This window comes from Pedococcus sp. P2_D9 (assembly GCF_056404275.1).
Window position 1 is genome coordinate 35,347 of the sequence record NZ_JBFUEI010000007.1, and the last position, 25,087, is coordinate 60,433.

Sequence of the window (25,087 nt, forward strand, 5' to 3'; positions counted from 1 at the left end):
GAGCCCGAGCCGACACAGGAGTCAGCCCATGCCTGAAGTGATGGAACGTCCCGCACCGCCCCTTGTCGTGATGATGGGGGTGTCCGGGTCAGGCAAGACGACCGTCGGCGCGGCCCTCGCCCAGCGACTGCGCGTCCCGTTCGCGGACGCGGACGACTTCCACCCCGAGGCCAACATCGCCAAGATGTCGGCGGGGATCCCGCTCGACGACGAAGACCGCGGCCCGTGGCTCCAGGCCATCAGCGCCTGGCTGGTTGACCACGGCTCCACTGGGGGCGTCGCGAGCTGCTCCGCGCTCAAGCGCGACTACCGGGACGTCCTCACCCTCGCCGGCCCGCACGCCGTGTACCTGCACCTGCACGGCGACCGCGACGTGCTGGCCGCCCGCGTGGCGGGGCGTCCCGGGCACTTCATGCCGGCCGCCCTCATCGACTCGCAGTTCGCGACCCTCGAGCTGCTCCAGCCAGACGAGATCGGTGCCGCGCTCGACGTGGACCAGCCCGTCGACACCCTCGTCAACCAGTCCCTGACCATCCTCAGCTCCCTCGCTTCGAAAGGCGTGACCCAGCCGTGAACACCGACTTCCTCTCCTTGCTGCAGCCGGCCCTGAGCGCGGCTGATGCCGCGCCGCTGCCCGACATCCCCGCCGCCCGGCTGATCCCGGCGGCGCTGCTCGGCATCGCCGTCATCGTCCTGCTGATCACCCGCTTCAAGCTGCACCCGTTCCTCGGACTGACCCTGGGGTCACTCACCGTCGGCGCCGTGGCCGGCGTGGCGATGTCCGACACCATCGCCAGCTTCACCAAGGGATTCGGGTCGACCGCGGCCGGGGTCGGCACCCTGATCGCCCTCGGGGCGATGTTCGGCAAGCTGCTGGCCGACTCGGGTGGCGCTGACGAGATCGTCGACACCATCGTCGGCCGATCCTCTTCGCGCACCCTCCCGTGGGCGATGGCCGGCGTCGGCGCGCTGATCGGCCTGCCCATGTTCTTCGAGATCGGCCTCGTCCTGCTGATGCCGGTGATCTTCCTGGTCGCCCGCCGCTCGGGGCTGTCCATCATCAAGGTCGGTATCCCTGCCCTTGCCGCCCTGTCGGCCATGCACGGCCTCGTGCCTCCGCACCCCGGACCCCTCGTCGCCATCGACGCCCTCAAGGCCAACCTCGGCATCACCCTGGCCTTCGGTGTCCTCGTGGCGCTGCCGACCATCGCGATCGCCGGTCCACTGTTCGCCCGCTTCGCAGGCCGCTGGGTCGACGTCCCCGCACCTGAGCTGTTCGCGACCGACGACGAGCGCGAGGCCAGGCTCCAGCGCCCGACCTTCGCCGTCACCCTGCTCGCAGTCCTCACCCCCGTCGTCCTGATGATGGGCAAGGCCCTGGCCGACATCTTCGCCGCCGAGGACAACCCGGTCCGCACCGTGCTCGACTTCCTCGGCACGCCGCTCATCGCGCTGCTCATCGCCGTCATCGTCGGCATGTTCACCCTCGGCCGCGGCGCCGGCATGGGCACCAAGGAGCTCTCCTCCTCGCTCGAGAAGTCGCTTCCGCCCATCGCCGGCATCCTGCTCATCGTCGCCGCTGGTGGTGGCTTCAAGCAGACTCTCGTCGACACCGGCATCGGCGGCCTCGTCGCCGACTGGGTGCAGGGCAGTGGCGTGAGCATCCTCCTCCTCGCCTGGGTGGTCGCCGTCATGATCAGGCTCGCCACGGGTTCCGCGACCGTCGCGACGGTCACCGCCTCCGGCATCCTGGCGCCCTTGGCCGCTGGTATGAGCGCCCCCGAGGTCTCCCTTCTCGTCCTCGCCATCGGCGCCGGATCGGTGTTCTTCTCGCACGTCAACGACGCAGGCTTCTGGCTGGTCAAGGAGTACTTCGGCCTCTCGGTCGGACAGACCATCAAGACCTGGTCGCTCATGGAGACGCTCTTGTCGGTGTCGGGCCTGGTGTTCGTCCTCCTCCTCGGCCTGGTCGTCTGACCCTCCCCCCGCAGGAAGCCCAGGTATGCCGCGCGGCCCAGCCGCGCGGCATACCTGCGTCGTGGTGTGGTCGGGTTCTGCGGCGGTCGGGGCGCACAGCCGTGGGGCATTAGAGTTGGGTCTCGTGGCCGTCGACTTCCAGCAAGAGATCAAGCAGCTCCGCAACACCATGGACTCCGTGCGCGAGGTGACCGACCTGGCGTCCGTCCAGCAGCAGATCACCGAGCTGGAGGCCAAGGCGTCGGCACCCGACCTCTGGGACGACCCGGAGGCCGCGCAGCTGGTCACGTCGGCGCTGTCCCGCGCGAACTCCGAGTACGAGCGCGTCGTCGAGATGGACTCTCGCATCGAGGACCTCGAGGTGCTCGTCGAGATGGGCACCGAAGACGGCGGGGACGCCGCCACGATGCTCGAGGCGGAGAAGGAGCTCGCCTCGCTGCAGAAGGCCGTCGGCGAGCTCGAGGTCCGCACCCTGCTGTCGGGGGAGTACGACGAGCGTGCGGCCGTCATCACGATCCGCGCCGGCGCGGGTGGCGTCGACGCCGCCGACTTCGCCGAGATGCTGATGCGCATGTACCTGCGCTGGGCCGAGCGCCACGGCTACCCGGCCCAGGTCATGGACACGTCCTACGCCGAGGAGGCGGGGCTCAAGTCCGCGACCTTCGAGATCAACGTGCCCTACGCCTTCGGCAACCTCTCCGTCGAGGCCGGCACCCACCGCCTCGTGCGGATCAGCCCGTTCGACAACCAGGGGCGGCGCCAGACGAGCTTCGCCGCGGTCGAGGTCATCCCGCTCATCGAGCAGACCGACTCCATCGAGATCCCCGAGAACGAGATCAAGGTCGATGTCTTCCGCTCCAGCGGCCCCGGAGGCCAGAGCGTCAACACCACCGACTCCGCTGTCCGCATGACACACATCCCCACAGGCATCGTCGTCTCCATGCAGAACGAGAAGTCCCAGATCCAGAACCGCGCCGCCGCCCTGCGCGTCCTGCAGTCCCGCCTGCTCGTCCAGCGCCAGGCCGAGGAGGCTGCCGAGCGCAAGGAGATGGCCGGCGACGTCAAGGCCAGCTGGGGCGACCAGATGCGCTCGTACGTTCTGCAGCCCTACCAGATGGTCAAGGACCTGCGCACCGAGTTCGAGGTCGGCAACCCCTCCGCGGTCTTCGACGGCGACATCGACGGCTTCATCGAGGCCGGGGTCCGGTGGCGCAAGGAGCAGGAAAAGCTCGCTCAGTAGTCGGCTCGCGGGGGCGCAGGCGCAACGCCGAGGAGGTGGCGCTGCGCGGCATACCACGGTGGGCGACCTATCCTCGGGTGGGTCGTGCGCGTTCGCGCGCATTGCCCGTATGCCGTCCCATTCGTCCCCCCGTAAGGCTCACCTCACGCGCATGATCCGTTTCGAGAACGTCAGCAAGGTCTACGCCCGGTCCAGCCGACCGGCGCTCAGCGACATCAACCTCGAGATCGAGCGCGGCGAGTTCGTCTTCGTGGTCGGCGCCTCCGGGTCCGGCAAGTCCACCCTGCTGCGCCTGGTCCTCAAGGAAGAGGGCGTCACGCAGGGCAGCGTGCTCGTCGCGGGCCAGGATGTCGGCAGCCTGCCCCACCGGAAGGTGCCCCGGCTGCGGCGCGAGATCGGGACCGTCTTCCAGGACTTCCGGCTGCTGCCGAACAAGAACGTCTACCAGAACGTCGCCTTCGCGCTGCAGGTGCTCGGTCGCTCGGGTCATGCCATCAAGCAGGTCGTCCCCGAGACGCTCGAGATGGTCGGGCTCGAGGGCAAGGAGAAGCGGCTGCCGCACGAGCTGTCCGGTGGTGAGCAGCAGCGCGTCGCCATCGCGCGCGCGTTCGTCAACAAGCCGCCGATCCTGCTGTGCGACGAGCCGACCGGAAACCTCGACCCGACCACGAGCCTGGACATCGTCCGGCTGCTCGACCGGATCAACCGCACCGGCACCACGATCGTGATGGCCACCCACGACGACGACATCGTCGACCAGCTGCGCAAGCGGGTCGTCGAGCTCAGGAACGGCCACATCATCCGCGACGAGAACAAGGGCGTCTACGGCAGCGGCAGCTGACCACCGCGCCCGACGCCCCACCGCCCCCGACGCCCAGCCAGCACGGCACGCCCGGCAGCGCCCGACAACAGAAAGCACTGGAGACCCACCCCCATGCGACTGCAGTTCATGCTCAGCGAGATCGCGATCGGCCTGCGCCGCAACCTCTCCATCGCCGTGTCGGTGCTGTTGGTGACGATGGTGTCGGTCTACCTCATGGGCATCGGGTTCCTCGCCCAGGGACAGGTCGACACCCTCAAGGGCTACTGGTACGACCGCATCCAGGTCTCGATCTTCATGTGCGGCAAGGACTCGCTCGACGTCAACTGTGGCGGCAAGGCGGTGACCGAGGAGCAGCGGAACTCGTTGCGGTCCCAGCTCGACGAGATGAAGCCACTCGTCAAGAACGTCTACTACGAGTCCGAGCAGCAGGCCTTCGACCGGTTCAAGGAGCAGTACCGGAACTCGCCGCTGTCGGACTACCTGCAGGTCGGTGACATCCCGGAGAACTTCCGCGTCCAGCTCAGCGACCCCAAGAAGTACGACGTCGTGGTGAGTGCCTTCGAGGGGGCGCCGGGGGTGGGACGCGTGCAGGACCAGCAGAAGACGTTGGACAAGCTCTTCACCGTGATGAACGTCGTGACCATCGGGTCGCTCTTCCTCGCCGGACTGATGGTGCTGTGCTCGGTCCTGCTGATGGCCACGACGATCCGACAGGCGGCCTTCAGCAGACGACGCGAGACCGGGATCATGAAGCTGGTGGGCGCCTCGAACTTCACGATCCGGCTGCCCTTCGTCATGGAGACGGTGCTGGCGGCCCTCACCGGCACCGGTCTGGCCATCGTCGGACTCTGGGTGACGGCTGACTCGCTGCTGCCCAAGGTCTCGGCCGTGCTGCAGGACGCGCCCCTGGTGGGCACGACCGACATCTGGTTCGTCGCCCCGTGGCTGGTCGGGTTCATGCTCGTGGTGTCGGTCCTGACGTCCTGGGCCACCCTGCGCCGCTACCTGCGCGTCTGACCTCCACCCGCCATCGGGCGGGTCCCGTCGATCGGCCCCGCCACCCAGCGGGCTGATCGGACAAGTCACAGGTCTCAATCCCGGGAAACAGGTGTGGTGTGTGTTACCAATGAGGCCTATGAGCGCAATCCCCCCGCGTCTGTACGCGTCTCATCGTGTCCGCCTGACGGCCCTCGGGCTGGCCTTCGCCTGCGCCATCGGCCTCGGCGCCCCGTCGTCGGTCGCTGCTGCTCCCGGCCACCCGTCCTCGGTCGCCTCGGCGCCCGCCGACGACCCGGGCAAGGCCAAGAAGCAGGTGGACAAGGAGATCGACGCGCTGAAGGGCGAGCTCGAGGACACCTCGGCCAGCCTCAAGAGCGCGTACGTCGCCCTGCGTCGCACCCAGGCCGCCCTCCCCGTGGCGCAGGCCGCCCTCGACCGAGCGACTGCCGCAGTGTCCAAGGCGGACGCGTACAACGACGAGATGGCCGTCCAGCTCGACGTCGCCCGCGCCAACGAGGCGCGGGCAGTCGACGAGCTCGCGGCCACCCGCGCCAAGCTGGCGCAGACCCGTACCCGCGTGGCCCGGTTCGCCTCCCAGCTGTACCAGGACCAGGGGATGGGCCAGCTGTCGGTGGCGCTGAGCGCGACCACCCCGGACGACTTCGCCAACCGCATCGCCATGAACGACACGGTCATGGACGTCCAGAACCAGTCGCTGTCCCGGCTCGCGACCGCGCGGGCCGCCGCGACCGCCCAGGAGGCCCACATCAAGGCCCTCAAGGTGCAGGTCCAGGCCGCCAAGAAGCAGGCGGAGGCCGCGCTGGCCAAGGCCCAGCGGGCGCGGGGCGCAGCGGCCGAGGCCAAGCAGAAGCTGGACGCCCTCGCGGCCCAGCAGGTCGCCCAGTCCACGGCGCTCGAGGCCCAGATCAAGGCCGAGAAGGCCCAGCTCGTCGCTGCCCAGAAGGAGCAGGCGAGGCTGCACAGGATCCTCGTGGCCCGCGCCAAGGCCGCCAAGGCCGCGGCCGCTCGTCGGGCGGCCGCCCTGCGCAGGGCGGGCAAGAAGGTGCCGGCAGAGCCGTCGTCCTCCGGTGGCTTCCTGTCCCGACCGTCAGGAGGGTGGATCTCCTCCGAGTTCGGCATGCGCTACCACCCGATCCTGCACTACTGGCGGCTGCACGCCGGGCGCGACTTCGCGGCCGACTGCGGCACGCCGATCCGTGCCGCCGCGAGCGGCACCGTCATCTCACGCGGCTGGGGCGGGGGCTACGGCAACCGGATCATGATCGACCACGGCATCGTCCGCGGCGTCGACCTCGTGACCACCTACAACCACATGAGCCGGTATGCCGTGCGCGGCGGCCACGTCTCGCGCGGCCAGATCATCGGCTACGTCGGCACCACCGGGTCGTCCACCGGGTGCCACCTGCACTTCGAGACCTATGAGGACGGCACCCCCAAGGATCCACGTCGTTGGCTGTGACCCGGCGACGGCGCAGGTAAACCGACTGGCCGGCATACCCCGTCGTGCAGGTAGCGTGGCCTCGCTGGGTCGGGACTCGACCACGCGATGATGCAGCCAAAAATCGAAGGACGTGGACGGGCAGTGGCCAAGGAACAGGGTCGCAAGGTGGTGGCGAGCAACAAGAAGGCGCGCCACGACTACCTCATCGAGGACACCTTCGAGGCCGGGCTGGTCCTGATGGGCACCGAGGTCAAGTCCCTGCGCGAGGGGCGTGCGTCGCTCATCGACGGCTACGCCGCCTGGCGCGGCGACGAGCTGTGGCTCGAGGGCGTGCACATCCCTGAGTACGTCAACGGCAACTGGACCAACCACACCCCGCGTCGCCGCCGCAAGCTGCTGCTGCACCGTGCCGAGCTCGCCAAGATCATGAAGAAGTCGTCCGAGAGCGGCCACACCATCGTCCCGCTGCAGCTGTACTTCAAGGACGGCCGGGCGAAGGTCGAGATCGCGATCGCCAAGGGCAAGAAGCAGTACGACAAGCGACACGCGCTGCGCGAGCGCCAGGACACCCGTGACACGCAGCGCGCCCTCAGCCAGGCGCGACGAGCCTCGGGCGAGGGACGCTAGGGACATGCGCCTGCACGGGGGGACGCACCGGTATGCCGTGGGCTCCGGGTTGGCAGTGCTGCTCGCCTTCGCTGCGATGGTCCTTGCGGGGGGCAGCGCGCAGGCTGCGGCGAGCGATGACCTGGCCACCCGGTTCCACGTCGACATCTCCGTCAACCACGACGGCTCGGTCGACGTCGTCGAGAACATCACCTGGCACTTCCCGCAGGGGGAGGAGCGCCACGGGATCGAGCGGTTCGTCACTGTGCGGGTCGGCTACCAGGACCGCAAGGACGCCTACCGCGAGTACCCGATCTCCGACGTGTCGGCCTCCTCCCCGTCCGGGGCACCGGCCGACGTGTCGGTCGACGACGCCACCGACGGGTCCTCGGTGAGGATCCGGGTCGGACGGGCCGACCAGACGGTGAGCGGCACGCAGACCTACGTCGTGCGCTACCACCTCGGCTCCTACGTCAACGGCTTCCCCGACCACGCAGAGCTCTACTACAACCTGGTCGACGCGTCGGACGACAACACCTACCAGGACGTCAGCGCCACGGTGACGGGGGCGAGTCCCAGCGACAGGGCCGAGTGCTTCATCGGGGAGTTCGRGTCCACGGAGCGGTGCACCGCGACACCGGGAGCGAGCGCCGAGTTCAGCGCCCCCGAGGCTGGCAACGGGCGTGGTGTCTCGATCCTCGCGTCGCTGCCGATCGCCGACTTCGGGTCGCTCGACCCGGTGCTGCACGAGGGCAACGTGTCCGACGACGGCAGCGTCATCACCTCCGACACGTCCAAGGCGCTGGGCTACCTCACCCTGGGGGCGGGGGTGACGCTGCCCCTGCTCGCGGCCGGCCTGATGGGCACCCTGGTCTACACGCGCGGTCGCGACGAGCAGTATGCCGGGCTGGTGCCGGGCCTGACTCCGGCGCTGGGGCAGGACGGGCAGGTCGTCAAGGGACGTAACGGGCCGATCGCGGTCCGGTTCACTCCTCCGGACGGCGTCCAGCCCGGTCTGGTCGGCACGGTCATCGACGAGGTGGCCAACACGATCGACGTGTCCGCCACGATCATCGACCTCGCTGCCCGTGGCCACCTGACCATCGCCGAGGAGGAAGGTGGCTTCCTGCGCAGCAAGGACTGGCGACTCACCCGCACCACGCCGACGGCGGAGCAGGCGCGGACCGCGCTGCTGCCGTACGAGGAGGCGCTCCTGCTCGGCCTCTTCGAGAGCGCCCCGACACGGACGCTGTCCAGCCTCAAGAACACCTTCAAGCCCACGCTCCAGCGGGTCCAGGAGCTGATGTACGACGAGGTCGTGCGACGCGGGTGGTTCCGTCGGTCGCCGGAAGGCCAACGCGGGACGTGGACGGCCCTCGGCGGCATCATGGTGATGGGCTCGGTGTTCGGGGGCGCGTGGGCGGGCGGACCCCTCGCCAGGGCCGGCTCAGGCACCGGTTCGCCGATCCCTCCGGCCTTCGTCCTGCTGGGGGGCGCGGCAGTCGCCGGGTTCATCGTCGCGCTCCTGGGGCGGCGCATGGCTGCCCGCACCGCGGACGGCAGCGCGGTCAAGGCCCAGTCCGAGGGCTTCAAGAAGTACCTCGTGACGGCGGAGGCCAACCAGATCAAGTGGGAGGAGGCGCAGGACATCTTCAGCCGCTACCTGCCCTACGCGATCGTCTTCGGCGTGGCCTCGCAGTGGGCCGGCACCTTCCGCCAGGTGGCGGAGTCCGCAGCCGCCGCAGGACACACCCTCACCCCACCCCTCTGGTACATCGGGTCCGGCGGCTTCGACTACGACGGCATCGCACAGGACATGGACTCGTTCGCCACGACTGCGGGCGGGACGTTCACGAGCACTCCGGGCAGCTCGGGTGGTTCCGGCTTCTCGGGCGGTGGCGGCTTCTCCGGCGGTGGGGGCGGTGGGAGCTCGGGCGGTTCCTGGTAGGGGTGTGCGCCGGCTCGGGGGCGACAAGGGGCGGACAGGGGGCGGACGCAGGGGCGGACACAGGGATGCCGCGCACGACCGCTCCGATGGGGGCGGTTCGCACGCGGCATACCCGCGTCAGGCCTGGGTGAAGGCGATCAGTCCTTGAAGGCGTCCTTGACCTTCTCGCCCGCCTGCTTCAGGTCGGCTCCCGTCTGGTCGGCCTTGCCCTCGGCCTCGAGTCGCTCGTTGTCGGTCACCTTGCCGGTGGCCTCCTTGGCCTGGCCGGTGGCCTTGTCCTTGGCGTTGTCGAGCTTGTCGTCAAATCCCATGATGGGCTCCCTTGGTTGGGTGCGATCTCGTTGGGTGTTTCTACTGCTGACACAGCCGCTTCTTGACCGCGTGCTCTTCGACCGTAACCCCAAATCGATATCACCGCAGGTCAGGGGCATGGCAGGGGCGTGGGAAAGCCCCTAGCCGAGGACGAGGAGGAGGTCGCCGCCCTCCACCTGCTGCTGCGGGCCGATGGCCAGCCGCTGGACCGTCCCGGCCACCGGTGCCGTGATGTTGGCCTCCATCTTCATCGCCTCGATCGTGGCAACCACCGCGCCGGCCTCGACGGTGGAGCCCTCCTCGACGGCGAGGCTGACGACCCCGGCGAACGGGGCTGCTACCTGCCCCTTCGCAGCCGGGTCAGCCTTCTCGGCCGCCTTGACGTCGACGGCGATCCGCTCGTCGCGCACCTGCACCGGACGCAGCTGCCCACCCATGGTGAACATGACGGTCCGCATCCCCCGGTCATCGGGGTCGGACACCGACTGCAGGCCGAGGAGCAGCCGCTTGCCGGGCTCGAGGTCGATCTCGTGCTCGAAACCCACCTCGAGGCCGTGCAGGAACTCGCGGGTGCCGAGGACGGCGAGGTCGGAGTAGGCATCCCGCGACTTCTCGAAGTCAGAGGTCGGGCCCGGGAACAGCAGCCGGTTGAGGGTGTGCCGCGGGCTCGCCTCGAGTGCTTCGCTGTCCTCTTCGCTGAGCTCGCTGACCCGCGGCCTGGTGGTGCGGCCCTCCAGCGCCTTGGTGCGGAACGGCTCGGGCCAGCCGCCGGGTGGGTCGCCGAGCTCGCCGGAGAGGAAGCCGATGACGGAGTCCGGGATGTCGTACTTCGTGGGGTTGGCCTCGAAGTCCGACGGGTCGGCCTTCGCGCCCACGAGGGCCAGAGCGAGGTCGCCGACCACCTTGCTGCTCGGGGTGACCTTGACGATGTTGCCGAGGATGCGGTTGGCCGCGGCATACATGTCCTCGACCTCCTCGAAGTGGTCGCCGAGCCCGAGGGCGATCGCTTGCTGGCGCAGGTTGGAGAGCTGGCCCCCGGGGATCTCGTGCGTGTAGACGCGACCGGTGGGGGAGGGCAGGCCGGACTCGAACGGGAAGTACAGCTGCCGCACCGCCTCCCAGTAGGGCTCCAGGTCGTTGACGGCGCCCAGGTCCAACCCGGTGGCGCGCGGGGTGCCGTCGGTGGCCGCGACCAGGCTCGACATCGGTGGCTGCGAGGTGGTGCCGGCCATGGCTGCGCTGGCGACGTCCACCGCGTCGACGCCCGCGTCGATGGCGGCCAGGAGGGTGGCGAGCTGCCCACCTGCGGTGTCGTGCGTGTGCAGGTGGACGGGTTGGTCGAACCGCTCGCGCAGCGCCGTGACGAGGGTGCGTGCCGCAGGAGCCCGCAGCAGGCCGGCCATGTCCTTGATGGCGATGACGTGCGCGCCGGCCTCGGCGATCTGCTCGGCCAGCCGCAGGTAGTAGTCGAGGGTGTAGAGCTTCTCGGCGGGGCTCGTGAGGTCACCGGTGTAGCAGAGCGCGACCTCGGCGACGGCAGTGCCGGTGGCCCGGACCGCGTCGATGGCGGGGCGCATCTGCCCGACGTCGTTGAGGGCGTCGAAGATCCGGAAGATGTCGATGCCGGTGCTGGCGGCCTCGGTGACGAAGGCGTCGGTCACGGCCGTGGGGTAGGGGGTGTAACCGACCGTGTTGCGCCCGCGCAGGAGCATCTGCAGCGGCAGGTTGGGCATCGCCTCCCGCAGGCGCGAGAGGCGGTCCCACGGGTCCTCGGCCAGGAAGCGCAGGGCCACGTCGTACGTCGCGCCTCCCCAGGCCTCGACGGACAGCAGCTGGGGCGTCAGCCGGGCGACGTGCGGGGCGACGTGCATGAGGTCACGGGTGCGGACCCGGGTGGCGAGCAGCGACTGGTGGGCGTCGCGGAACGTTGTCTCCGTGACCCCCACCGCCTCCTGGGCCCGCAGGGCCTCCGCGAACGCCTGGGGGCCGTGCAGCAACAACCGGTCGCGCGCACCGGGCGGCGGGGGAGTCGCGCGGTCGATCGCGGGCAGCTTGGAGCGGGGGGAGACCCGCGTGCGCCCGGGGCCGTGCGGCTGGTTGACCGTGACGTCCGCGAGGTAGGTGAGCAGCTTGGTGCCTCGGTCGGCGGGAACTCGCGCGGTGCGCAGCTCGGGGCGCTCGTCGATGAACGCGGTGGTCAGCCGGCCGGCCTGGAAGTCGGGCTCCTCGAGCAGGGCCTGGAGGAACGGGATGTTGGTCGAGACGCCGCGGATCCGGAACTCGGCCAGCGCGCGCCTGGCCCGACGCACTGCGGTCGGGAAGTCCCGGCCGCGGCAGGTGAGCTTGACGAGCATCGAGTCGAAGTGGGCGCCGATCTCGGCCCCGACGAAGATCGTCCCGCCGTCGAGGCGGACGCCCGCGCCTCCGGCCGAACGGTAGGTCGTGATCCGTCCGGTGTCGGGACGGAACTCGTTGGCCGGGTCCTCCGTGGTGATGCGGCACTGCAGCGCCGCGCCGCGGATCTGCAAGGTGTCCTGCGAGAGGCCCAGGTCCTCGAGGGTCTCGCCGCTGGCGATGCGCAGCTGGGAGCTGACCAGGTCGACGTCGGTGATCTCCTCGGTGACGGTGTGCTCGACCTGGATGCGCGGGTTCATCTCGATGAAGACGTAGCGGCCGTCGGGGGCGAGGAGGAACTCCACGGTGCCCGCGTTGACGTAGCCGATCTCCTTGGCGAAAGCGACCGCGTGGGCGCACATCTGTTCGCGCAGCTCGGGTGGGAGGTTCGGGGCCGGGGCGATCTCGACGACCTTCTGGTGCCGTCGCTGCACGGAGCAGTCGCGTTCGAAGAGGTGGATGACGTTGCCCGCACCGTCGGCGAGGATCTGCACCTCGATGTGCCGCGGGCTGACCACTGCCTCCTCGAGGAAGACCGTCGGGTCACCGAACGCGGACTCGGCCTCGCGCATGCAGGCCTCCAGCGAGTCGCGCAGGTCCTCGCGCCGCTCCACCCGCCGCATGCCGCGACCGCCGCCTCCGGCGACCGCCTTGGCGAAGATCGGGAAGCCGATCTCCTCGGCGGCAGCCACGAGGGCGTCGATGTCGGTGCTCGGCTCGGCACCCTTGAGCGTGGGCAGTCCGGCCTTCTTCGCGGCGGCGATGGCGCGGGCCTTGTTGCCCGTCAGGTGCAGCACCGAGGCCGGCGGCCCGACGAACGTCACGCCGGCATTCGCACACGCTTCGGCCAGGTCGGGGTTCTCGGACAGGAAGCCGTAGCCGGGGTAGACGGCGTCCGCACCCGCCTCGACGGCGGTGCGCACGATGCCCTCTGGGTCGAGGTAGGCCCGGACCGGGTGTCCCTCGTCACCGATCCGGTAGGCCTCGTCGGCCTTCAGGACGTGCTCGGACTTGCGGTCCTCGTAGGGGAAGACGGCGACCGTCTTGGCGTTGAGCTCGGTCGCGGCGCGGAACGCGCGGACCGCGATCTCACCACGGTTGGCGACGAGGACCTTGCTGAACACGTGACCTCCAGGGGATCGGCACCCAGGGGTGATGGGTCCGGTGAGGGGATGTGCGGCGTGCGTCCGATCCTAGTGAGGTCCCGACTCGTGAGACGGCGCGCCCGCCATGCGGACCAACCACTGCGGGTATGCCGTGTGCTCCGGGCGCGCGAAGGCGCGCGTCGCCCCGCCGCACGGCCTGCGGACGACCGCGGTGGGGGGCTGCCTGCGGGCCCGCCCGATGGCTACGCTGGACGGGCGTGCAGGGGGCCCCGGCGCAGGCGGGGCAGGCACTCCGGTGGCGTCGACGTCGAACCGAGGCGGCTCATGGCAGGCAGGCACGTGCGCAAGGCCCCCGTCGTGATCTCCCGCGTGATCGCCACCGTGATGGTGTCAGCGCTCCTTCTCGCCGTGGGAGTGGTGGCCGCGACGATCTTCACGGGCGGCGAGCGTCGCGCAACCGGGGGCCCGCAGGCCCAGGCGCCTCACACCGCGCGCCCCTCGGCCGTCCCTACCCGCCCGACCACCCGCCCGACCCGCGACGGCTCGCCCGGTCACGCCTCGGGTGGCTCGTCGTCCCGGGCCGGGGGCGGAGCGGTGGGGGGTGCAGTGGATTCAGCGGGTTCCGATGACGGCGGGACGGCGCTGCCGGCACAGGCGCTGGCGCTTCCGGGCAGCTCCGGCACCACCAGCGCCGGGGGAGTGGCTCCCGTGGGCCTGCCGATCTCCCTGCCGGGAGGTGGCGCTTTGGCCCGGGGATGGCTGCAGCGCAGCGACGACGGCCGCGCCCACGGGAAGGCGCTCGGCCTCCGCGGTCGGGTGGCGGCCGGCCACGGATGCCGCCCCACACCGACCAAGGCCAAGCGGCTCAGGGCGCAGTCCGAGCCCCGTGCCTGCCGCTGAGGGTGCTGGACCAGCCCCGCTCAGCTCGCTGCGGTGAAGCGCTGGCGACGGTGCCGCGGACGCTCGAGCTCGTCGACCAGGGCGACGGCATAGTCCTCGGCACTGATCGAATCGCCCGCGGGGGTGTCGAGCGCCACGGTGTAGGCACCGGTGCGCTCGCCCGGGGCGATGACGGGCGCGGGGGAGAAGAACGTCCAGTCGAGCTCGTCGGGTGCACCCTGGAAGATGTCGAGCGCGGCGGCGCCGGCGCGTGACTCGGCGAGGTACTCGACGGGGAAGCCTGGTGAGTCGAGCAGGCGCGTGCCGTCCGGCGTGAGAAGGGAGCCGGCGCCGCCCACGAAGAGCACTCGCGCGCCGGCAGCGTGGTCGACGAGGTTCTGGACCGCTGCCAGCCATGCCTCGTGGCTTCCCCCGGTGCGGCTCGGCCCGGTCGCCGACACCACCACGTCGTGGCTGGTGGCAGCCTCCTTCACGGCGGTCTCGTCGGCGAGGTCGCCGGTGGCGGCGACGGCACCGGTGGGGAGAGGGGAGCCGCTGCGCGTGTAGCCGGTCACCTCGTGGCCGCGCGAGAGGGCCTCGGTCGCGATGCGAGAGCCGATCATGCCGCTGGCGCCGAACAGGGCGATCTTCATGGGTGTGCCTTCCGTGGGGTCCGTGCTGACGTGGACGACAGTAACCATTGGTTACTGAGCACTTCAACGTGCTATAAGTACCTCATGGTTACCAAGCAGGCCAGAACGGCTGTCGAGGCTCCCGGCGAGGGACGCGGCAACGCCTTCGACCCCGACTGCCCCACCCGGGTGGTGCTCGACAGGATCGGCGACAAGTGGACGGTCCTGGTGATCGGCGCTCTGGCCGGTGGTCCGCTGCGTTTCACCGAGCTGCGTGCGCGGGTCGGTGGCGTGGCGCCCAAGGTGCTCACCCAGACGGTCCGCGCGATGGAGCGTGACGGCCTGCTCACTCGCACCGTCTTCGCCCAGGTGCCGCCCCGGGTGGACTACGCCCTCACCGAGCTCGGGATCTCGCTCGGAGGGCCGATCGCCGTGCTCACGGACTGGGCCGAGACGCATGTCAGCACGATCCTCGCTGCTCGGGACGAGTTCGTGGCGCAGGAGGCGTCGGTTGCCGGAGGCTGAGGCCGCACTGCGCACGGCGGCATACCTGCACGACGTGGCGCAGCCACGGCCAGGTTGCGGCCGCGGCTGCGCCTCGCGCTGGGTCGCTCAGAGGTCGAGCGGGCGAAGCACCTGAGAGATCCCGTGGGCGATCTGACGGTTGCCCTTGTTGAGGTCGGGTGCCACGACCCAGGGGTTGCGGTCGTCGGGGTCGGCGTCCACCAGCTGCACGAAGTGCCTGCAGACCACGTCGACCTGCACGGTCCCACCCGAGGCGGTGGTGAGGGTCGCGCCGTCGGAGCGGAGGGCCTGCCGGTACGTCACCGTGGCGCCGGGGACGACGTGGTAGAGCAGCACCGCCTCCACGGTGTCGATGCCGAGCGAGGCCACATCGGCGAAGACGGCCGACTCCGAGGTGTAGCGCTTGCCGGTGAGGTCCGACGCGAGCCGGCGGAAGGCCCTGTCGGTCGGCAGGAACGCCGTGAGGGGGACGGTGCCGTCGGCCAGCACGCCCACGGCTGAGCCGGGCTTGGCGGTCAGCACGGCGGTCACCGCGTTGTCGACGATGTCGAAGTCGTTCCACTGGTGGTCGAAGCCGGAGCCGTCCTCGGCGAGGACGGCGGCCAGGCTCCGGGTGCCGGTCGCGGACGGGTCCGTGCCGTGGCCGGCCCCGTGCGCTGAGGCGGTTGGCGCGCCGGCCAGGGCGGCAGTGCCCGCGAGGCCGAAGGCGGCCACGGCGGTCATGAGACGTCGAGCGATCATGTCTGTTCCTCCAGGAATCCACTGCGGTGTGGTGGTCCCGGGCTGTGGTCACCGCGTGTCACGCGCCCGGACCCTGCGCAGGTGATTCGGCGGCGGCCGGGGACCAGATTGGACAAACCTTGGACAGATTTGCCCCGGAGAGCTCGTGCGACAGAAATGGGCGCCGAGGGAAATGCGTGAGGGGCTGTCGCTGTTGGACGGTAGGCTGGGAACAGCAACAACTGAACAGCGGTCGTGTGAACACCCCTGCACTCGCAGGAGCACGGGGGTGATCGGTTTCGACATTGGTCGGCATTTCAGGGGAAGCGGGTCGAGGATGCCTGGTTATCTCGTTAACGCTCCTGGCAAACCAATAGGTGCCGATTCCAAGCGCACCGACTTTGCCCTCGCCGCCTGAGCGAGCTCCAAAGTCCGTCAGCCTGAGCTAGTTCTCGTCTCAGTGTCTGGCGTCAACTAGAGAACTTGCTGCGTAGTCATGTCGAGGGGCTGCGCGGGACTCTTACTCGACTGGGCCTGTCAGTGGACGTGTGCGTGCGAGCACTGGGGCCGAGAAAATCCTTAGCGCACTGCACCCGGAGAAGTCCTGGTTTCCCGTCAATGGACGCGGGTTCAATTCCCGCCACCTCCACCACCGCGGTGTTCACACGGCAGTTCAGCCTCGAGGCCCGGTCGTTCGCGACCGGGCCTTCGTGGTGCCCGGGGGCACCACCCCGGCCGCGCGGCATACCGGCAATGCCGCAGGCCAGTGGGTATGCCGACTGGTCGGCTTTGCGAGGATGGCCCGATGCTGCGCGACGACACCTCGGCCGAAGAGCGGATCGGGTCCCGCGACCTGACCGACTGGCGAACCTCCCTTGGCCGCCGGCTGGCGTCGGTGGTCGTGCGCCGGGCCGTCGGGCTCGCCCGGTGGAGCGCAGCGCACGTCGTCCTGGTCGTGACCGCCCTCGTCGGTGGCGCCGCCGCCGTGGCGCTGACCGCCGCGGCGACCGAGGTCTACGAGGCGGTGGTCGACGCCGACGGAATCGCGGGGCTCGACCAACCGGTGCTCGACCAGGCGATCGCCTGGCGCACACCCGGTCTCGACCACGCGGTGACGCTCTACACCGACGTCGGCGGGCCGATCGGGATGCCGATCGTCGCGACCGTCCTGACCCTGCTCATGGTCTGGCGATGGCGGTCCCGAACTCCGTTGGTGCTCATGGTGATTGCGGCGATCGGCTCGCTCGCCATGACGACCACCGGAAAGGCCCTGATCGGCCGGGCGCGGCCGCCCCTGTCCGAAGCCGTGGCGCCCTACGAGAGCTCGCCGAGCTTTCCGAGCGGGCACACGCTGAACGCCACGGTGCTCGCTGCAGTCCTGGTCTACCTCGTCCTCCGTCGCCTCGACGCCGCGTGGGCACGCATCGTGAGCGTGGCGGTGGGTGCCGTCTTCGTCGTGACGATGGGACTGAGCCGGGTCTTCCTCGGCCACCACTGGCTCACCGACGTGGTGGCGGGGTGGGCGCTGGGACTCGCGTGGGCGGCGGCAGTGATCACGGCGCACCGCCTCTTCCTCACGGTCCGTCGTGAGACGCAAGGCCGCTGACGAATCCGATGTCGAGGACGGCACGCACGCGCCGGTGGGTCAGGCCAGGTCGGCGACCCAGTGGTCGCCCTCCTCGCGGAAACCGAGGCGCGCGTAGTAGGGGTTGACCATGCCCGGGGGCGTCACGATCTGGCGGATGCCCTTGCCCCGGAACAACCCGCTGCTGCGGTATACGAACTCGCCGGGGGAGAAGTCGCGGAAGCGGGGCGTCACGTAGTCGAGCTCGACCTGGGCGACGCCGTCTCCGGCATCGCGCACGACGACCACCCCGACGGTCTCGTTGCCGCGTTCGACGAGATAGGCGCTGCGGCCGGTCCCGAGGTCGGCCGGGTCGAACTGGGGGAAGTACCGGGCGATGTCCTTGCCCTGGACCTTGAGGAAGTGCTGGAGGTAGGACTCGTCCGGACCGACGGCCACCACCTCGTAGACCGACTCGTCGCCGCGCTCACGCAGCAGCTTGGTGATCATCCAGACGTTGATGCCCGCGGTGACGGTGTTCATGCCGACCATCGGCCAGACGTGCAGCATCGCGTTGAAGAGGATGAGCGTGCAGCTCGCCGTGAGGTTGAGCAGCCGGAAGCGCAGGACGCGCTGCTGGAGCAGGGAGAAGATGAGCAGGGCTGAACCTGCCCACCCGAGGGCTTGGATGGACCACGACGACATGGGACGCAGTCTGCCAGTGAGGCAACGGGCGCCCGTCGACGACCTTTGTGCTCAACGGTCCCCGTCCGACCAGCTCGAGCGGAACCGTGCGGAGAGCGCGTACCGCAGGAGGGCGACGTCACCGATCTGCTGCACCTCGACGAGGGTGGCGCGGCGCTCTTCGGACCACGGGAAACGGCCGTCGTCGACGAACCTCCTTGCACCGGAGTCGCCGACGAACACCGGGGCGACCACCAGCTGGAGCTCGTCTGCCAGGTCCTCGGTGAGGAACTGGGTGAGCACCGAACCGCCACCTTCCACCATGAGACGGCGCAGGCCCCGGGTGTGGAGGTCCTCGGCGACTCCGCGGAGCCTCACCGGCTCGCCCGCATCGACAACCGTCGCCACCTCGCCAAACCGCCGCCGCACAGCGGCGGCCGCCCCGCTGGGGCAGTACACGAGCTTCTCGCCGCCGCCGGCGAGGAAGAACGCTGCGTCCGGGTCCAGATGGCCCCCGGTGGTCACCGTGACCTTGGTCGGGGACGGAGGACAGCCGCGCGCCACTCGGTCGGCGCGGCGCGCGGCGGAGCGCACGAGCAACCGGGGATCGTCCTCGCGGATGGTGCCGGCCCCGACGAGGATGGCGTCGCAGGTGGCCCGCTCGGCGTCGACGCGGTCGAAGTCGGCGGCGTTCGACAGCCGCAACCGCCCCGCTGACGCGCTGTCGAGGTAGCCGTCCATCGAGATGCTGCAGCTGAGCAGGGTGTAGGGGCGGTCGGTCACGAGCCTGTTCCCGGGCCGTCGGGGCGAGCGGAGTGCACGACGGGGACGGGGACGGAGACGAGAACGGGAACCGGGACCGCGGGGACCGCCTCCGCGAGCTGCGCCCGCGCCGGGTGAGTGCGCCCAGATTTCGCCACGAGCATCACGACCGCCCCCGGGAGGCTCGCGGCGAACACCAGCACTCCGTAGACCACGGCGGTCGACAGTCCGGCGTCGGCGCCGAGTCCGGCCGCCCCGAAGGCCCAGGCCGCCACACCTTCCCGCGGCCCCCACCCGGCGACGTTCAGGGGCACCCCCATGGAGACGAGCACGACGAAGGCGAGGGGCACGAGCCGTGCCGTCGGTGCGGTCGCCCCGGCAGTCCGGGCCGCCACGACGAACGTCAGCACGTGCCCCATGACGGCCAGCGCGGATGCCAGGACGACCAGCGGCCAGGTGTGCCGGGCGCAGAGGGCCCGGCGCAGCTCCGCCAGGGTCGCGGTGACGCGCGCGCTCACCCAGCCGACGTCCGGTCGACGCCGAGCCAGACGCCCGACGAGGACGCCTGCCGCTCCGACCACCGCGGCCACCCACACCCATCCCAGGACGGGTCGTAGGGGAGAGGGGAGCACTGTCAACGCCACAAGGGCCATCACGGCCTGCACGACCTGGCCGGCGCTGCGCTCCCAGATGACGGACCGGAGGCCCTTGCCCGTGTCGCCGTGGTGGCGACCGAGCCGCACACCGCGGTGGACGTCCCCGAGCACCCCACCTGGGGTCGCCGTGTTGAGGAACTGGGAGCGGTAGCAGGCCGCCACCGCTGGGCGCAGCGGCACGTCCGCACCGAGCCCGGCGGCCACGAGGCTCCACCGCCAGGCGCAGCAGACCGTCGTGGCCGCGGTGAGGACCAAGGCCGCACCGAGCGACCACGCGTCGATGGCCCGCAAGGCGTGGAGCGACGAGCCGAGGCCAAGCTGCCACACGACGAACCCCAGGACGGCCGCCCCACCAAGGCGCTGGGTCACGACCGAGCCGCCCACGCGCAGCGCCACGGTTGACACACCTCTTGCCCCGCGCGACCAGTCGGGGTGAGGTCCAGTCATCGGCACGGCACGCCCCTCCAGGGTGGTTCCCACGCGGACCTGTCCCGGAGGGACATCGCCTGCACAAGCACTGACGTATGCCGCGTGGCCGGGGTTCACCTCCGCCCGTCGGCTCGAGATGCGCCGGCGGGCCGGTCGCCCGTGGGAATGGCTCACGGTGAGGGTCATGCCGCGACCTCGGCGAGCACGGCGGCGACCACTTGTGCCGTCGTCGACCACGGCGACAGCGTGGTTCGGCGTGCGCGGGCGGCAGCCCGGAGCCGAGCGCGGAGGGCAGCATCCTCGAGCCAGGACCGCACGGCCCGGCCCAGCTCGTCCGGCCCCGGCGGCACGAGCAGGCCCGGCACCGTGCCGTCGGGAGCTGTCCCCATCGCCTCCGCTACGCCGCTCACCGAGGTCGCGATGACCGGCAGGGCACGGGCCAGCGCCTCGGTGACGACGAGGCCGTACGTCTCGATCCGCGACGCGTGGACGAGCACGTCGGCCGCGGCATACGCCAGGTCGAGGTCGCGACCGGCGAGGGGACCGACGAAGGTGACCCGGTCGGCGATCCCCGCCTCATGGCACTGCGCTCGCAACCGGGCGACGTGGTCGGGGGCGAGGTACAGGGACCCGGCGCAGACGAGCCGCCACGGCAGGTCGTGCACGGAGGCCAGCGCGTCGAGCAGCGCGCCGTGGCCCTTGGCGGGGACGACCGCTGCCACGCAGAGCAGCTCGCCACCCGACGGGGTGCCGGCGCGAGGCGTGGCACTGTCGACTCCGGGCTGGGCCACCCGCACCCGGTCGGGAGCCAGGTCATAGCGGTCCACCAGCCACCGCCTCGTCCAGTGGCTGGTGGTCAGGACGGCTGCGGAGGCCTCGAGGACCGCGCGCTCACCCTGCGCGGGGTCGGGTTGCTGACCCGGCGGCTGCAGGGGCTCCAGCGGGCGCGGGTGACCCAGTGGCAGGTGGACGAGCACGACGACCCGAAGCCGGTCCGTCTCCGGCACGAGCACGTCGGGCGTGCACGACGCGACCAGACCGTCGACCAGGAGCACCGCCTCCCGTGGCACGGCCGCCAGCTCGCCCGCGAGGGTCACGCGGGTTCGGGCGTCGGGGTGTGGCCAGGGACCGGGCACCGCATGGACCTGCACCGACCACCCGAGCGCCGAGAGCTCCGAGCAGACCCGACGGTCGTAGGTGTTGCCCCCGCTCGGCCGTGCTGGGTCCTCGACGCTGTCGGGGACGACGACGTGCACGGTGGTCACAGGGTCCGCTCGTAGCTCGCCCACGCCACCGGGGACTCGGACAGCGTCACGGTGAGGGCACCGACGCGCCGGGCGGTGTCGCCGAGGTCCCCGGCGCGGACGCGGTCGGCCAGGCGGTCGGCCACCAGGCGGGCCAGGACCTCGGTCGTCGTGTTGGTGTCCGTGAGGGCCGGGTCCTCGTCCAGGTTGCGGTAGTTCAGGTCGGCGAGCACCTCGTGCAGCTGGGCCACCGCCCGCCCGATGTCGACGACGATGCCGTCCTCGTCCAGGGTCTCGGCGTGAAACGTGGCGTCGACGACGTAGGTCGCACCGTGCAGTGCCTGGGCCGGTCCGAAGACCTCGCCGCGGAAGCTGTGGGCGATCATCATGTGGTCCCGCACGGTCACTGTGAACACGGTCTACCCCTGGTCGTAGGTGATGAGGTGACAGATCGCCGGGAGGTTTCCGTCGTGGAGCGCGGCCATGACCTGCGGCAGCTCGTCGAACGTCGACCGGCCGGTGACCAGGGCGTCGAAGGCAGGGTCGCGCAGGAGCTCGAGGGCCAGGGAGAGCCTGTCGGCCGGGGTGCGGCGCGAGCGTCGGGCCGGCGAGACCATTCCGACCTGGCTGGCGCGGATACCCAGCCGGCGTGAGTGGAACGCACCGCCGAGGGCGAGTTGCACCTCACCCTCGCCGTACCAGCTGAGCTCCACCACCTCCCCCTCGGTGACGAGCAGCTCCAGGGACAGCTGGAGGCCCTCCGAGCTCGCGCTGGTGTGCAGGACGAGGTCCGCGCCACCCCGCTCCACCTCGTCAGGCACGGCGAAGCCGACGCCCAGAGAGGCCGCCACCGCGGCACGGGACTCGTCCACGTCGACCAAGGTGGTGCGGACTCCGGGAACCTGCGCAAGCAGCCGCGCGACGCAGCACCCGACCATGCCGGCTCCCACCACGACGACCCGGTCACCGACCAGGGGAGCGGCGTCCCACAGGGCGTTGACCGCCGTCTCGACCGTGCCCGCCAGCACGGCGCGCTGGGGAGGGATGCCGTCCGGCACGACCGCGACCGCGCCAACCGGCACGACGTACCTCGTCTGGTGGGGAAAGAGGCAGAACACCGTCTGGCCCACCAGATGGTCCGGGCCGTCCTCGACGACCCCGACGTTGAGGTAGCCGTACTTGACCGGCCCCGGGAAGTCGCCTTCCTGGAAGGGAGCCCGCATCGCGGCATACTGGCTCTGCGGGACGCGACCCCCGAAGACGAGGGTCTCGGTGCCGCGGCTGATCGCCGAGTACTCGGTGCGCACGAGGACCTCCGCGGGTCCGCACGCGGGAAGGGCCGAAGGCCGGATCTCACCGACCCCGGGTTCGGCCAGCCAGTACGCGCGGGCAGCGGCGGACACGAGCCCACCCTAGCCATCGCCCTCACCTCACCACTGCGGGTTTCCCTCCAGCCGGATCGAGACCTGCAGGGGAGCTGGGACCCGTGAACGCCGGTGCAGGCTGGGCCGTCCTAGAAGTCAGACGTTGCGACAGAGGAGGTGCGGTGCGCTCGTTGCGAGCCCTCCCGGTCGGCAGCGCAGTCGCCCAGCTGGTGCTGCTCGGCGCCCTTGAGCGGGCGGCCCACGTCGGCGCCGCAGGGCTGGCGACAGGCCTCGGGTGCGCCCTGCTTGGTGGGTCGCTCCTGGCCCGGGCCCTCACCGGCTGGCGACCGCATCGCCTGGGGCCAGGCGATCATGTCACGGTGACCCGGGCCACGCTCGCGTGCGTCGTGGCGTCGCTGACCGCGCAGTCCCTTCTCGGCCAGGCGCACCTCCCCGGTCACGAGCTCCCGACGGTGCTCGTGGCGATCGCGGGGGTGGCGCTGGTGCTCGACGCGGTCGACGGGTGGGTCGCCCGGCAGACGGGGACGGCGACACCGTTGGGCGCCCGGATGGACATGGAGGTGGACGCCTTCCTCATCCTCGTGCTCAGCGTTGCTGCCTCCATGGTGCTCGGCTGGTGGGTCCTCGCCATCGGGGTCTTCCGCTACGCGTTCATGGCAGCCACCTGGGTGGCGCCATGGCTCAGCGGGACCGTGCCACCTCGCTACTCACGCAAGGCGGTTGCCGCCCTACAGGGCATCGTGCTCACCGTGGTCACGGCACAGCTGCTGCCCCGGGAGGTCTCCGGCGCCGTCGTCGTGGTGGCACTCACCCTCCTGGCCTGGTCGTTCGGGACGCAGGTCGCCGAGCTGTGGCCGGCTCGGCGGCAGAGGGTCGGACGGCACGGGATCACAGGTGACGTCATCGCCTCCCGCGCGCGGCCCGTGGGTCCTGAGACCGGGAGCCAGCCGGCGAGGGTGCTCGAGTGACGCGCCCGTCGAGGAGGCGTCGCCCGGCGCGACTGGCCGGGACGATCGGCGCCGTCGCGACCGGCCTGATCGTGTGGGTGGTGCTCGTGGCGCCCGACGACGCCATCGGCAGACCGGTGGACTGGCTGGGGCGCCTGCCGCTCGAGCCCCTCGTGTTCCTGGCGGTGGTCCTCGTGCTGCCCTCGCGGTGGCGAGAGCCGCTCGCCCTCGTGGGCGGCCTGGTGCTGGGGGTCCTCACGGTGCTCAAGCTCCTCGACCTCGGCTTCACCTCGGCGTTGAGCCGACCCTTCGACGTCGTGACCGACTGGACCTACCTGCGGGACGTGTACGGCCTGGTCGATGACTCGGCGGGCCGCACCGCTGCGACCGCGGCCGTCATCGGTGCGGTCGTCCTGGTCCTCGGCCTGCTCGTGGGGTGCCCCTTGTCGGTGCGCCACGTGGTGCGGCTGCTGCATCCCCGCGTCGACCGCCACCGGCGTGGCTGGGCCACGGTCCTCGCCGTCGCGGCCGGCACGTGGCTCGCGGTCGCGGTCGCCCACGTCCAGGTCGCCCCGGGCACGCCTCTCGCGGCCACGCCGGCCGTGGGGCTCGTCACGGGCCACGTGGGTCAGGTTCGCTCGGCGGTGCGCGACCACGAGGTCTTCGCACGCGCGATCGCGAGGGACGCCTTCGCGGCGACGCCGGCCGGTGACCTGCTGTCCGGGTTGCGCGGCAAGGACGTCCTCATCGTCTTCGTGGAGAGCTACGGCGAGGTGGCGGTGACCGGCTCGCCGGAGTCGGCGTCCGTCTCGTCGACGCTGGCCAGAGGCACGAGCCAGCTGCGTTCGGCCGGCTACTCGACGCGGAGCGCCTGGCTCGACTCACCCACGTTCGGGGGCACCAGCTGGCTGGCCCACTCCACCCTCCAGTCGGGTGTCYGGGTGGACAGCCAGCGGCGCTACGACCAGCTCGTCGCCACCGACCGGCTGACCCTGAGTGGCGCCTTCGAACGCGCCGGCTGGCGCACGGTGGGCGACGTCCCCGCGAACCGCAGCGACTGGCCCCAGGGCCGGTCCTTCTACCGCTATGACCAGGTCTACGACGCGCGCAACGTGGGGTATGCCGGCCCACAGTTCGGTTACGCGACGATGCCGGACCAGTACACGCTCAAGGCGTTCGCCGACCGGGAGCTGTCGACAGGGGCCCGCGCCCCGGTGATGGCCGAGATCGACCTCGTGACCAGTCACGCCCCTTGGGCTCCGCTCCCGACCATGGTCGACTGGTCGTCGGTCGGAGACGGCTCGGTGTTCGGCCCCGTCCGCGCCCGGGCCCAGACGAGGGCCCAGACCTGGCGCGACCCCGAGTCAGTGCGAGCGGCCTACGGGAAGTCGATCTCCTACTCGCTCGAGAGCCTCGTGTCCTTCGTGCGGACGGTCCACGACGACAACCTCGTCCTGGTGCTGCTGGGCGACCACCAGCCCTCGACCGTGGTCTCAGGACCCGGGGCCAGCCACCGGGTGCCGGTCACGATCGTGGCGCACGACCCGGGCGTGACGCAGCGGGTCAGTGGCTGGAACTGGCAGGAGGGCATGCGTCCCGGTCCCGACGCGCCGACCTGGCGGATGGATGCGTTCCGCGACCGCTTCCTGGCGGCGTTCGGTCCGCCCGCGGACCCGCCAGTGCAACAGGACCACTGAACGCGAAGGCCACTGAAGGCGAAGGCCACCGAACGCGGCGACCACTGAACGGGAACCGCCCCTGAACCGTCTCCACCACCAGGACGCCCGTGCGGC

At 70.9% G+C, this 25,087-nt stretch carries 23 protein-coding genes and 1 other RNA gene; 14 read left to right on the plus strand and 10 right to left on the minus strand.

Annotated features, from left to right (window positions below; translation table 11 throughout):
* Positions 1-28 precede the first annotated feature (28 nt).
* From AC1DXJ_RS12530 to AC1DXJ_RS12565, 8 genes are all read left to right on the plus strand, one after another.
* Complete coding sequence (locus AC1DXJ_RS12530; RefSeq protein ID WP_477615159.1) at positions 29-574, plus strand: gluconokinase; 546 nt, start codon at positions 29-31, stop codon at positions 572-574.
* Positions 571-1,977, plus strand: coding sequence for a GntP family permease (locus AC1DXJ_RS12535; RefSeq protein WP_477637122.1), 1,407 nt, complete (start codon positions 571-573; stop codon positions 1,975-1,977). Before AC1DXJ_RS12530 ends, AC1DXJ_RS12535 begins: the two co-directional genes overlap by 4 nt.
* A gap of 124 nt (positions 1,978-2,101) precedes the next feature.
* Positions 2,102-3,217: a peptide chain release factor 2 gene (gene prfB / locus AC1DXJ_RS12540; RefSeq protein WP_477615161.1), complete on the plus strand. Its 1,116-nt coding sequence runs from the start codon at positions 2,102-2,104 to the stop codon at positions 3,215-3,217.
* A gap of 151 nt (positions 3,218-3,368) precedes the next feature.
* The gene (gene ftsE / locus AC1DXJ_RS12545; RefSeq protein ID WP_477615162.1) at positions 3,369-4,058 is read left to right on the plus strand and encodes a cell division ATP-binding protein FtsE; all 690 of its coding nucleotides are present in this window, start codon (positions 3,369-3,371) and stop codon (positions 4,056-4,058) included.
* Positions 4,059-4,151: 93 nt separating this feature from the next.
* Positions 4,152-5,057: a permease-like cell division protein FtsX gene (ftsX, locus tag AC1DXJ_RS12550; RefSeq protein WP_477615163.1), complete on the plus strand. Its 906-nt coding sequence runs from the start codon at positions 4,152-4,154 to the stop codon at positions 5,055-5,057.
* 118 nt (positions 5,058-5,175) lie between these two features.
* On the plus strand, positions 5,176-6,519 hold the full coding sequence (locus AC1DXJ_RS12555; protein ID WP_477615164.1) for a peptidoglycan DD-metalloendopeptidase family protein: 1,344 nt from the start codon (positions 5,176-5,178) through the stop codon (positions 6,517-6,519).
* A gap of 123 nt (positions 6,520-6,642) precedes the next feature.
* On the plus strand, positions 6,643-7,128 hold the full coding sequence (gene smpB, locus AC1DXJ_RS12560; RefSeq protein WP_477615165.1) for an SsrA-binding protein SmpB: 486 nt from the start codon (positions 6,643-6,645) through the stop codon (positions 7,126-7,128).
* 4 nt (positions 7,129-7,132) lie between these two features.
* On the plus strand, positions 7,133-9,055 hold the full coding sequence (locus AC1DXJ_RS12565) for a DUF2207 domain-containing protein (protein ID WP_477637123.1): 1,923 nt from the start codon (positions 7,133-7,135) through the stop codon (positions 9,053-9,055).
* A gap of 137 nt (positions 9,056-9,192) precedes the next feature.
* On the opposite strand, the gene AC1DXJ_RS12570 is transcribed toward AC1DXJ_RS12565, so the two are convergent.
* Positions 9,193-9,366, minus strand: a complete 174-nt coding sequence (locus AC1DXJ_RS12570; RefSeq protein WP_477615167.1) for a CsbD family protein — start codon at positions 9,364-9,366, stop codon at positions 9,193-9,195.
* A gap of 141 nt (positions 9,367-9,507) precedes the next feature.
* Positions 9,508-12,885: a pyruvate carboxylase gene (locus tag AC1DXJ_RS12575; RefSeq protein WP_477615168.1), complete on the minus strand. Its 3,378-nt coding sequence runs from the start codon at positions 12,883-12,885 to the stop codon at positions 9,508-9,510.
* Positions 12,886-13,191: 306 nt separating this feature from the next.
* Between AC1DXJ_RS12575 and AC1DXJ_RS12580 the strand changes: the two genes are divergently transcribed.
* The gene (locus tag AC1DXJ_RS12580) at positions 13,192-13,767 is read left to right on the plus strand and encodes a hypothetical protein (RefSeq protein ID WP_477637124.1); all 576 of its coding nucleotides are present in this window, start codon (positions 13,192-13,194) and stop codon (positions 13,765-13,767) included.
* A 20-nt stretch (positions 13,768-13,787) separates the two neighbouring features.
* Here the strand turns inward: AC1DXJ_RS12580 and AC1DXJ_RS12585 are convergent, their stop codons facing one another.
* Positions 13,788-14,399, minus strand: coding sequence for an NAD(P)-dependent oxidoreductase (locus AC1DXJ_RS12585; protein WP_477615170.1), 612 nt, complete (start codon positions 14,397-14,399; stop codon positions 13,788-13,790).
* An 84-nt stretch (positions 14,400-14,483) separates the two neighbouring features.
* Between AC1DXJ_RS12585 and AC1DXJ_RS12590 the strand changes: the two genes are divergently transcribed.
* Positions 14,484-14,903 carry a winged helix-turn-helix transcriptional regulator gene (locus tag AC1DXJ_RS12590; protein WP_477615171.1) on the plus strand — a complete coding sequence of 140 codons (420 nt, stop codon included), beginning with the start codon at positions 14,484-14,486 and terminating at the stop codon, positions 14,901-14,903.
* An 87-nt stretch (positions 14,904-14,990) separates the two neighbouring features.
* Here the strand turns inward: AC1DXJ_RS12590 and AC1DXJ_RS12595 are convergent, their stop codons facing one another.
* Positions 14,991-15,644 (minus strand): fasciclin domain-containing protein, encoded by a 654-nt coding sequence (locus tag AC1DXJ_RS12595; RefSeq protein ID WP_477615172.1) that lies wholly within the window; start codon positions 15,642-15,644, stop codon positions 14,991-14,993.
* Between the two features lie 264 nt (positions 15,645-15,908).
* Here AC1DXJ_RS12595 and ssrA point away from each other — a divergent pair.
* Positions 15,909-16,275: a transfer-messenger RNA gene (gene ssrA, locus AC1DXJ_RS12600) on the plus strand.
* Positions 16,276-16,428: 153 nt separating this feature from the next.
* Positions 16,429-17,229 (plus strand): phosphatase PAP2 family protein, encoded by an 801-nt coding sequence (locus AC1DXJ_RS12605; RefSeq protein WP_477615173.1) that lies wholly within the window; start codon positions 16,429-16,431, stop codon positions 17,227-17,229.
* 39 nt (positions 17,230-17,268) lie between these two features.
* Here the strand turns inward: AC1DXJ_RS12605 and AC1DXJ_RS12610 are convergent, their stop codons facing one another.
* The 6 genes from AC1DXJ_RS12610 to AC1DXJ_RS12635 all read right to left on the minus strand — a co-directional run bounded on the left by AC1DXJ_RS12610 (position 17,269) and on the right by AC1DXJ_RS12635 (position 22,365).
* The gene (locus AC1DXJ_RS12610; protein ID WP_477615174.1) at positions 17,269-17,892 is read right to left on the minus strand and encodes a hypothetical protein; all 624 of its coding nucleotides are present in this window, start codon (positions 17,890-17,892) and stop codon (positions 17,269-17,271) included.
* A 51-nt stretch (positions 17,893-17,943) separates the two neighbouring features.
* Complete coding sequence (locus tag AC1DXJ_RS12615) at positions 17,944-18,654, minus strand: RibD family protein (RefSeq protein ID WP_477637125.1); 711 nt, start codon at positions 18,652-18,654, stop codon at positions 17,944-17,946.
* The gene (locus tag AC1DXJ_RS12620) at positions 18,651-19,685 is read right to left on the minus strand and encodes a lysylphosphatidylglycerol synthase transmembrane domain-containing protein (RefSeq protein WP_477637126.1); all 1,035 of its coding nucleotides are present in this window, start codon (positions 19,683-19,685) and stop codon (positions 18,651-18,653) included. The genes AC1DXJ_RS12615 and AC1DXJ_RS12620 overlap by 4 nt, the downstream gene beginning before the upstream one ends.
* A gap of 215 nt (positions 19,686-19,900) precedes the next feature.
* Complete coding sequence (locus AC1DXJ_RS12625; protein ID WP_477637127.1) at positions 19,901-20,983, minus strand: glycosyltransferase family 4 protein; 1,083 nt, start codon at positions 20,981-20,983, stop codon at positions 19,901-19,903.
* The gene (locus AC1DXJ_RS12630) at positions 20,980-21,378 is read right to left on the minus strand and encodes a 6-pyruvoyl trahydropterin synthase family protein (RefSeq protein ID WP_477637128.1); all 399 of its coding nucleotides are present in this window, start codon (positions 21,376-21,378) and stop codon (positions 20,980-20,982) included. Before AC1DXJ_RS12630 ends, AC1DXJ_RS12625 begins: the two co-directional genes overlap by 4 nt.
* Positions 21,379-21,381: 3 nt before the next feature.
* Positions 21,382-22,365 carry a zinc-dependent alcohol dehydrogenase gene (locus AC1DXJ_RS12635; protein ID WP_477637129.1) on the minus strand — a complete coding sequence of 328 codons (984 nt, stop codon included), beginning with the start codon at positions 22,363-22,365 and terminating at the stop codon, positions 21,382-21,384.
* 143 nt (positions 22,366-22,508) lie between these two features.
* On the opposite strand from AC1DXJ_RS12635, the gene AC1DXJ_RS12640 reads away from it, so the two are divergent.
* The gene (locus AC1DXJ_RS12640; RefSeq protein ID WP_477637130.1) at positions 22,509-23,315 is read left to right on the plus strand and encodes a CDP-alcohol phosphatidyltransferase family protein; all 807 of its coding nucleotides are present in this window, start codon (positions 22,509-22,511) and stop codon (positions 23,313-23,315) included.
* Positions 23,312-24,991, plus strand: a complete 1,680-nt coding sequence (locus tag AC1DXJ_RS12645) for a CDP-alcohol phosphatidyltransferase (RefSeq protein WP_477637131.1) — start codon at positions 23,312-23,314, stop codon at positions 24,989-24,991. Before AC1DXJ_RS12640 ends, AC1DXJ_RS12645 begins: the two co-directional genes overlap by 4 nt.
* Positions 24,992-25,087: the final 96 nt, after the last annotated feature.

Excerpts from the sequence above, each read along its gene's own strand:
- AC1DXJ_RS12530 (WP_477615159.1), top strand. The coding sequence starts at position 29 with ATGCCTGAAGTGATGGAACGTCCCGCACCGCCCCTTGTCGTGATGATG.
- ftsE (WP_477615162.1), top strand. The coding sequence starts at position 3,369 with ATGATCCGTTTCGAGAACGTCAGCAAGGTCTACGCCCGGTCCAGCCGA.
- ftsX (WP_477615163.1), top strand. The coding sequence starts at position 4,152 with ATGCGACTGCAGTTCATGCTCAGCGAGATCGCGATCGGCCTGCGCCGC.
- AC1DXJ_RS12555 (WP_477615164.1), top strand. The coding sequence starts at position 5,176 with ATGAGCGCAATCCCCCCGCGTCTGTACGCGTCTCATCGTGTCCGCCTG.
- AC1DXJ_RS12570 (WP_477615167.1), bottom strand. The coding sequence starts at position 9,366 with ATGGGATTTGACGACAAGCTCGACAACGCCAAGGACAAGGCCACCGGC.
- AC1DXJ_RS12580 (WP_477637124.1), top strand. The coding sequence starts at position 13,192 with ATGGCAGGCAGGCACGTGCGCAAGGCCCCCGTCGTGATCTCCCGCGTG.
- AC1DXJ_RS12585 (WP_477615170.1), bottom strand. The coding sequence starts at position 14,399 with ATGAAGATCGCCCTGTTCGGCGCCAGCGGCATGATCGGCTCTCGCATC.
- AC1DXJ_RS12590 (WP_477615171.1), top strand. The coding sequence starts at position 14,484 with ATGGTTACCAAGCAGGCCAGAACGGCTGTCGAGGCTCCCGGCGAGGGA.
- AC1DXJ_RS12595 (WP_477615172.1), bottom strand. The coding sequence starts at position 15,644 with ATGATCGCTCGACGTCTCATGACCGCCGTGGCCGCCTTCGGCCTCGCG.
- AC1DXJ_RS12605 (WP_477615173.1), top strand. The coding sequence starts at position 16,429 with ATGCTGCGCGACGACACCTCGGCCGAAGAGCGGATCGGGTCCCGCGAC.
- AC1DXJ_RS12610 (WP_477615174.1), bottom strand. The coding sequence starts at position 17,892 with ATGTCGTCGTGGTCCATCCAAGCCCTCGGGTGGGCAGGTTCAGCCCTG.